Here is a 7,276-nt window from a genome sequence, read left to right as displayed (position 1 = left end):
CCCGCTCCGACGTCCCCACCACGGTCAAGGAAGCCTGGACACCACCCTGGGACCCCTGGCAGGATCCCGACCCCCTCACCCAGGACGAACACGACGTCACGTACGGACTCCTGAACATCGGCTGAGGATCCGACGGCGGCGGAGGAGAAGCCGCGCAAGCACGCGCCGAGGCGTGGAAGTGGGGGACTGGGCGGAAGCGGGTCGGGACGCTACGCGGTGGCGGACTCGACCGCATCTTGCGCCGCAGGCGCCGCATCGGGGTGGAGGCCGTACAGCGTCTCGACGGCGGTGACCACGTCGGGGAGGCGCCCCTCGGCTGCGAGCGTGTGGGCACGGGTGGTCGGACCGTGGACCAGCACGCCGGCGAAGTGCCGCAGCGCACGCTCGGTCGCCTCAGCAGCCTCGGCCGAGATTCCCGGCCGTGACTGCATCCGGGCCAGCTCCTGCTCCAGCAGCCTCATCACGTGCTCGCGGTAGGCCGTGATCACCGGACCCGCAGCGGCGCTCGCGTCGAACGCCCCAGCAGCGGACTCCACGAGGTCATGTGCCTGTGCGCTCGCCTGCAGCTCCGGCACCGGGGCGTGCAACCCGATCGTGGGCAGGTCGAGCAGGTCGACGCCAGGCAACTCGGCGACCGCGGGGTCGACGTTCGCCGGCATCCCGAGATCGACCACCAGCGTCGGCTTGCTCGTGCCGCCCCGCGCCAGCGCGAGCCTCGTCGTGGTCAACGCCTGTCGGGTCGTGGAGGTGATGATGACGTCGGCCCCGCCGAGCTCCCGATTGAGCGCTGCGCCGTCGACCATACGCACCGCGGGATGGGGGAGGCTTCGGCCCGAGGGCGACCAGGCCGCCATCGCCGCGACGCCGCGCTCGACCAACGCCCCGCACAACGCGCGGGCGTGGCTGCCGGATCCGATCACCAGGACGCGCGCCTGGCGCCACTCGCCGATCCGGGACTGAGCGAGATCGAGTGCGAGCTGCACGATCGACTGGCCGCCCTGGCTGATCCCGCTGATCGCGCGGACCTCGCGAGAGGTCGCCGTCGCGCCCTGGAACAGCCGCTCCAACCCAGGTGTGGTCACGCCGGCGCGTTGCGCATCGGCCAGCGCACGCCGAACCTGACCCGTGATCTCACGCTCACCGAACACCATCGAGTCGAGGCCGGAGGCGACCGCGAACAGGTGCGCACTGACCCGGCTGCCCTCGATGACGCGCATGCCGTGGGCCAGTTCGTCGGGGTCCAGATGCGCCGCGCGCGCAAGGTCACTCACCAGCGCGGCCGGCTCGGCGTCGTCGTCGACATCGAGGTAGAGCTCGTACCGGTTGCAGGTCGCCAACGTCACCCGACCGCGGGCAGCGGTGGGGGAGACCACGTCTTCGAGCCCCGACGCGAGCCGCTCGAGCAGGTCGAACGTCGCGGTGCGGTGGCTCGCTCCCAGGCATACGAGCACGAACACCAGGGTAGGCGGCGTTGTGTTTCCGTGTGGTGACGCCCCGTCACGTCCATCCAGCGGATGGCGATGGCAGGATCGAGCGGTGCCGCACTCGCCCGCCCTCGCCACCGCCCCCCTGCTCAGCGCCTACCGGGGCGAACGACCAGGGCGGCTTCCGGTGTGGTTCATGAGGCAGGCCGGCCGGTCCCTGCCCGAGTACCGCGAGCTCCGCGTCGGCACCCGCATGCTCGACGCCTGCCTCGACCCCGCGCTCGCCGCCGAGATCACGCTGCAGCCGGTCCGTCGCCATGGCGTCGATGCCGCGATCCTGTTCAGCGACATCGTGGTGCCGCTCAAGCTCGTGGGCGTCGACGTCGAGATCGTCCCCGGGAAGGGCCCCGTGCTCGCGCAGCCGGTCCGTACCGCCGCCGACGTCGCCGCACTCATTGCTCACGCACCGGGCGGCGCCACGCCCGAGGCGTTCGATGCCGTCGCCCAGGCCGTGCGGATCCTCGTGAGCGAGCTGGGCACGACCCCGCTGATCGGCTTCGCCGGCGCGCCGTTCACCCTCGCCGCGTACCTCGTGGAGGGCGGCCCGAGCAAGGACCAGCTCGCCGCGCGCACCCTCATGCACGCCGACCCGCAGGCATGGCAGCGCCTGATGGACTGGACGGCGCAACTCTCCTCGGCCTTCCTCCTCGCCCAGATCGGCGCAGGCGCACGTGCCGTGCAGCTCTTCGACTCCTGGGCCGGCTCGCTCAGCCTCGCCGACTACGAGCGCGCCGCGCTGCCCGCTTCGACCGCCGCGCTCGCCGCAGCCCGCGAGCGCGTGCCCACCGTGCACTTCGGCACCGGAACCGGCCACCTGCTTGCCGCCATGGCCAGCGCCGCCGACGTGGTTGGCGTGGACCACCGCACACCGCTCGCGGAGGCTGCGGCCTCGGTCCCCGGTGTCCCGCTCCAGGGCAACATCGACCCGGCCCTGCTCGCGGCACCGTGGGAGGTGCTCGAGGGCCACGTCCGGGCCGTGGTCGAGAGCGGTCGCGCCGCCCCGGCCCACGTGGTCAATCTCGGCCACGGCGTGCCGCCGACCACCGACCCCGACGTGCTCACCCGCATCGTCGAGCTCGTTCACACGCTCTGAGCGCACCGGTTGTCGGTCCCGGGTGGGAGACTGGGCCGAGCCCAACGACGACGCCCAGCCAGACCCCGGGAGCACCGATGAGAAGGATCACCTCAGCAGCCGCGATCTCAGGCGGCCTCGCGCTCGCCCTGCTGGCGGCTGCCTGTGCACCCGGCACCGGCACCACGGATGACGGCACCACGGCCGACCCGCAGGAGATCAGCACCGATGTCGCTGCGCTCGGCGATGTGACGCTGACCGTCTGGGACCAGGAGGTCCGTGGCGGTCAGGACGAGCAGATGACCCAGCTCAACGAGGCGTTCCAGGAGCAGTACCCGAACGTGACGATCGACCGTGTGTCGCAGTCGTTCGACGACCTGGAGACCACGCTGCGAGGTGCGCTGACCGGGGACGACGCCCCCGACGTCGTCCAGGCCAACAACACCCGCGGCACCATGGGTGCGTTCGTGGAGGCCGGCCTCCTGCTCGATCTGGATCAGTACGCCGAGGCGTACGGCTGGCGGGACAGGTACAGCGACTCGGTCCTCGCGGTCTCCTCCTACGGCGACGGCGGAGCGACCTTCGGTGAGGGCGCTCTGTACGGGCTGCCCCAGACCGGCGAGATCGTCGGCGTCTTCTTCTCCCGCACCGCGCTCGCGGACGCCGGGCTCGACGAAGAGGCGCTGCGCTCGGGGACCTGGGACGACTTCACCGCCGCGCTGGCGACCGTGCAGGGCAACGGCGCCACGGCGATCGAGCTGGGCAACCTCGACGGCTGGCCCGCCGTGCACGTGTTCGGTCCGATCCAGGGACAGCACGTGCCGGCCGACCAGATCGCCGCGCTGGGGATGGGCAACGCAGGCGCCTCGTGGACCACGCAGGAAAACGTGGCCGCAGCGACCGAGCTGCAGCAGTGGGTCGAGGCCGGCTACATCAACGAGGGCCCCAACGGTACGGACTACGACGCCGCCTGGCAGGAGTTCTCCGAGGGCTCGGCGACCTTCCTCATCGGAGGGTCCTGGCTCGCCGCTGACCTCGAGGCCGCGATGGGTGAGGATGTCGGGTTCATGGCGCCGCCGCCGGTCGAGTCCGGTGGGGCGGTCGCCACCACGGGCGGCACCGGCCTCCCGTTCGCGATCACCGCACAGAGCCCGAATCAGGTGGCGGCGGCCGCCTACCTCGACTTCATCACCAGCGACGACGCGATGGGTGTGCTCGCGGACACCGGCAACATGCCGGTCAACCGCACTGCCGAGCTGGCTCCCGAGTCCGGTGTCAACGCGGAGATCTTCGAGGCGTTCGGCACCGTCAGTGAGACCGGCAGCCTGCTGCCCTACCTCGACTGGGCCACCCCGAGCATGGGCGACACCCTCGGTGCCGGGCTGCAGGACCTCATCGGCGGCCAAGCCACGCCGGAGGAGTTCCTCGAGGGCCTCGAAGCCGACTACAGCGCCTTCACGCAGGGCGGATAGGCGTGCGCGAGCGGCGCTGGCTGCCGTACGCGTACCTGGCGCCGGCGCTGCTGCTGTTCGGCGGGTTCCTGCTCTACCCGCTGGCGCGCTCGGTCCAGTACTCGCTGTACGAGTGGGACGGGCTCGGAGCGTCGACGTTCGTCGGGCTGGCGAACTACGCCGAGCTGCTCACCGAGGACGACCTGCGCGCCGCCTTCGGGCACGCCCTCGTGCTGATCGGGTTCTTCTCGCTGCTGCCGCTGGCGATCGGGCTGCTGCTCGCCGCCGTGCTCAACCGCGGTCGGGTGCATGGCCTCGCGCTGTTCCGTACCGTGGTGTTCCTGCCACAGGTGATCGCGATGGTGGTTGTGGCCGTGGCGTGGCGGCAGATCTACGCGCCGAACGGCACGCTCAACTCAGCGTTGCGCGCCGTCGGCCTCGACCAGCTGGCCCGCACCTGGCTGGGGGACTACACGTGGACGCTGCCCGCCGTCGGGATCGTCGGCACCTGGGTGCAGATGGGGCTGGTCACCGTGCTGCTGCTCGCGGGCATGGCCCGGCTGCCGCGTGAACAGTACGAGGCAGCTCGCCTCGACGGCGCCGGTGCGGTCCGGGAGTTCTTCGCGCTCACGCTGCCCTCGATCCGTGCGGAGATCGCGGTTGCGCTGACACTGACCATCGTGGCTGCGCTCAAGACCTTTGACCTCGTCTACGTGACCACCGGCGGGGGACCGGGTAACTCCACCACGGTGCCGGCCTACGAGGTGTTCCAGCGGGCCTTCCGTGAGGGCGCTGTGGGATCGGCGGCCGCGATCGCGGTGACGCTGACAGCCCTGATCTTCGCGATCAACCTGGTCGTCAACCGGGTCGTCGACCGAGGCGAGCGGTGACCACCTCCCGCGGCGAGCGCGCCGCCAACTACGTGGTTCTCGTGGCGTTCGCGGTGTTCGCGCTCGCCCCGATCGCCGTGGTCCTCGTGACTGCACTGTCCCCGAGCACCACCTCGCCCGGCGGTCTCTCGGTGTTCGTGCAGGCTTGGAGCGAGGGCTCGTTCAGCCGATACATGCTCACCTCGGCCACGGTGGCGATCGTGGTGGTCTCGATCGCCGTGCTGGCCTCGATGCTCGCCGGCTACGCCCTCGGCACCATGGACACGCGCGGCGGCAGCGTGATCTTCGCGCTGTTCCTGCTCGGGCTGATGGTGCCGGCCGAAGCGATCGTCGTCCCGCTCTTCTACGACATGCGCGCGCTCGGTCTGACCAACACGCTGTGGGCCGTCGCACTGCCCCAGATCGCTCAGTCCATCGCGTTCGGGACCTACTGGATGCGCGCCTACTTCCGCTCCGCTCCACGCCCGGTCATGGAAGCAGCCCGACTCGACGGCGCCGGCAGCTGGCGCACGCTGTGGTCGGTGCTCGTGCCGATCGGTCGCCCCGCCGTGGTCACGCTCGTGCTGCTCGTGTTCATGTGGACGTGGAACGAGTTCCTCATCCCGCTGGTGATGAGCCCCAACGGCGACTTCCGCACGGCACCTCTTGCGCTCGCGATCTTCAAGGGGCAGCACGTCCAGGCGACAGGGCTGCTCGCCGCGGCTGCCGTGCTCGTGGCGCTTCCGGTTGTGGTGCTGTACCTGTTCCTGCAACGTCACTTCATCCGCGGCATGGTCGAGGGCGCCATCCGCGAGTGACTACATTCGGGGAATGCGTTCCTCCACGGTCGTCGTCGGTGGCGGCATCGCGGGCCTGGTCGCCGCGCGCGAGCTCGCCCGAGCCGACCACGCTGTCACCGTGCTCGACGCTGAGGACCTCGGCGGCGCGCTCGCACACCGACATCTCGACGGCCTCGACCTCGACGTCGGCGCCGAGGGTTTCGCCACCCGTGGCGGCACGGTCGTCGCACTTCTCGCCGAGCTCGGCCTCGCCGAGCGAGTCCGTGCGCCCGAGCCGAACGGCACCAGCGTCTACCGCCCGGGCGGAAGCACCCGGATCCCCGATGGCGCGGTGCTGGGCATCCCGACCGACCTCAGCGACACGGGGCTCCAGGAGCTGGACGGCGATGCGCGCGCCCGCGCCCAGCAGGACGCGACCCTTCCAGCGAGAGTCGGCGCCGACGCGACCACCCTCGGCGCGCTCATCCGCGCACGCATGGGCGACGCCGTGGTCGATGCCTGGCCCCGCCCGCTCGTGGCGGGTGTGCATCGGCTCGACATCGACCAGGTGCCGCCCAGCGTGCTGCTGCCCGGTGTTCTCGACCGGCTCGCCGAGCAGGGCTCGCTCGCGGCGGCGCTGACCGGTGGCGGCGGCCAGCTCGCCGGTCTCGACGGCGGGATGGCCCAGCTCGTCGACGCGCTCGCAGGCGAGCTCACGAGCCACGGTTCGGCGACGATGCCGACCGCTGCGACCGCCGTCGAGCCGGATCTGCGCGGCTGGCGCGTGCGCACCTCGCACGACACCGTGGTCCACGCCGACCGCTTGCTGCTCGCCTGCCCGCCGTGGTGGTGGCCGAGCGGGCTGCCGGAACCGCTCATGGCCGTGGCTCGGTCATGGCCGGCGCCCCGCCCGGTGGATCTGGTCACGCTGGTTCTCGCGCACGACGGCGGAGCCCACCGTTCCGGTGTCATCGTCGCCGACGGCGGGGATCGGGTTCGCGCTCGTGCGCTTACCTTCTCGAGCGCCAAGTGGGCCTGGTTGGCGCACCAGGCGGGGGACCGCGCGGTGCTGCGGCTGACCTACGACGCGGTCGACGCACCCGACGATGCCCTCGTGCAGATGGCGCTCGCCGATGCCGGAACACTGACCGGCGGAGCGTGGTCGTCCGCCGATCTGCGTGACGCCGACCGCACCCGATGGGCGATGGCTCGCTCCGCCGTCGAGCCCTCGATGAGCACGCATCGCGACGCGATGCGTCAGGCGCTGGCCGAGGCGACCGACCTGGACGCCACCGGCGGTTGGCTCGCAGGGACTGGACTCGCGGCCTCGATCGCGGATGCGATGGCGGCCGCCGGCCGGATCGCTTGAGTCACCACACCTGGGCGGCGAGCGCCTCCGCCTCCGGGGCCGTGGCAGCGCCGTCGAGCATGACGGCGCCGAGGCTTACCGTGAGAATCTCACCCGGGGGAACCCGCAGCGGCGAGCTCCAGGCGAGTGCCGGGCCGGCACCCACGTAGTCGTCGGCGCGCAGGAACCAGGGAAGCACGTGCTCGGGATCCTGGGCCAGCACGAGCGTGGCGACACGAGGTCCGCGGTGCTGGACGAAGGCGACCCAGGGTG

7 protein-coding genes are annotated in these 7,276 nt (G+C 71.6%); 5 read left to right on the top strand and 2 right to left on the bottom strand.

The genetic code is table 11. The features are described 5' to 3' along the window. Positions 1 to 209: 209 nt before the first annotated feature. Positions 210 to 1,451, bottom strand: a complete 1,242-nt coding sequence (locus ACOJSN_RS02445; RefSeq protein WP_420110919.1) for a glutamyl-tRNA reductase — start codon at positions 1,449 to 1,451, stop codon at positions 210 to 212. Positions 1,452 to 1,536: 85 nt separating this feature from the next. Between ACOJSN_RS02445 and hemE the strand changes: the two genes are divergently transcribed. The 5 genes from hemE (at position 1,537) to ACOJSN_RS02420 (ending at position 7,024) form a co-directional block, all read left to right on the top strand. Next, a complete protein-coding gene (hemE, locus tag ACOJSN_RS02440) occupies positions 1,537 to 2,577 on the top strand; it encodes a uroporphyrinogen decarboxylase (RefSeq protein ID WP_420110918.1) in 1,041 nt (346 codons plus the stop codon). Between the two features lie 77 nt (positions 2,578 to 2,654). Further along, on the top strand, positions 2,655 to 4,028 hold the full coding sequence (locus ACOJSN_RS02435) for an extracellular solute-binding protein (protein WP_420110917.1): 1,374 nt from the start codon (positions 2,655 to 2,657) through the stop codon (positions 4,026 to 4,028). Then, on the top strand, positions 4,025 to 4,897 hold the full coding sequence (locus ACOJSN_RS02430; RefSeq protein WP_420110920.1) for a carbohydrate ABC transporter permease: 873 nt from the start codon (positions 4,025 to 4,027) through the stop codon (positions 4,895 to 4,897). The genes ACOJSN_RS02435 and ACOJSN_RS02430 overlap by 4 nt, the downstream gene beginning before the upstream one ends. Then, positions 4,894 to 5,694 (top strand): carbohydrate ABC transporter permease, encoded by an 801-nt coding sequence (locus ACOJSN_RS02425; RefSeq protein ID WP_420110916.1) that lies wholly within the window; start codon positions 4,894 to 4,896, stop codon positions 5,692 to 5,694. Before ACOJSN_RS02430 ends, ACOJSN_RS02425 begins: the two co-directional genes overlap by 4 nt. 13 nt (positions 5,695 to 5,707) lie before the next feature. Then, positions 5,708 to 7,024 (top strand): protoporphyrinogen/coproporphyrinogen oxidase, encoded by a 1,317-nt coding sequence (locus ACOJSN_RS02420; RefSeq protein ID WP_420110915.1) that lies wholly within the window; start codon positions 5,708 to 5,710, stop codon positions 7,022 to 7,024. A 1-nt stretch (position 7,025) separates the two neighbouring features. On the opposite strand, the gene ACOJSN_RS02415 is transcribed toward ACOJSN_RS02420, so the two are convergent. Continuing rightward, on the bottom strand, positions 7,026 to 7,276 hold a 251-nt coding region (locus ACOJSN_RS02415; RefSeq protein ID WP_420110914.1), incomplete at its 5' end, for a DUF6807 family protein.

It is taken from the genome of Pseudactinotalea sp. (genome assembly GCF_048594945.1).
Lineage (GTDB): Bacteria > Actinomycetota > Actinomycetes > Actinomycetales > Beutenbergiaceae > Pseudactinotalea.
The sequence above is the reverse complement of the archived record's forward strand: the minus strand, read 5'-3'. Positions and strand labels throughout refer to the sequence as shown.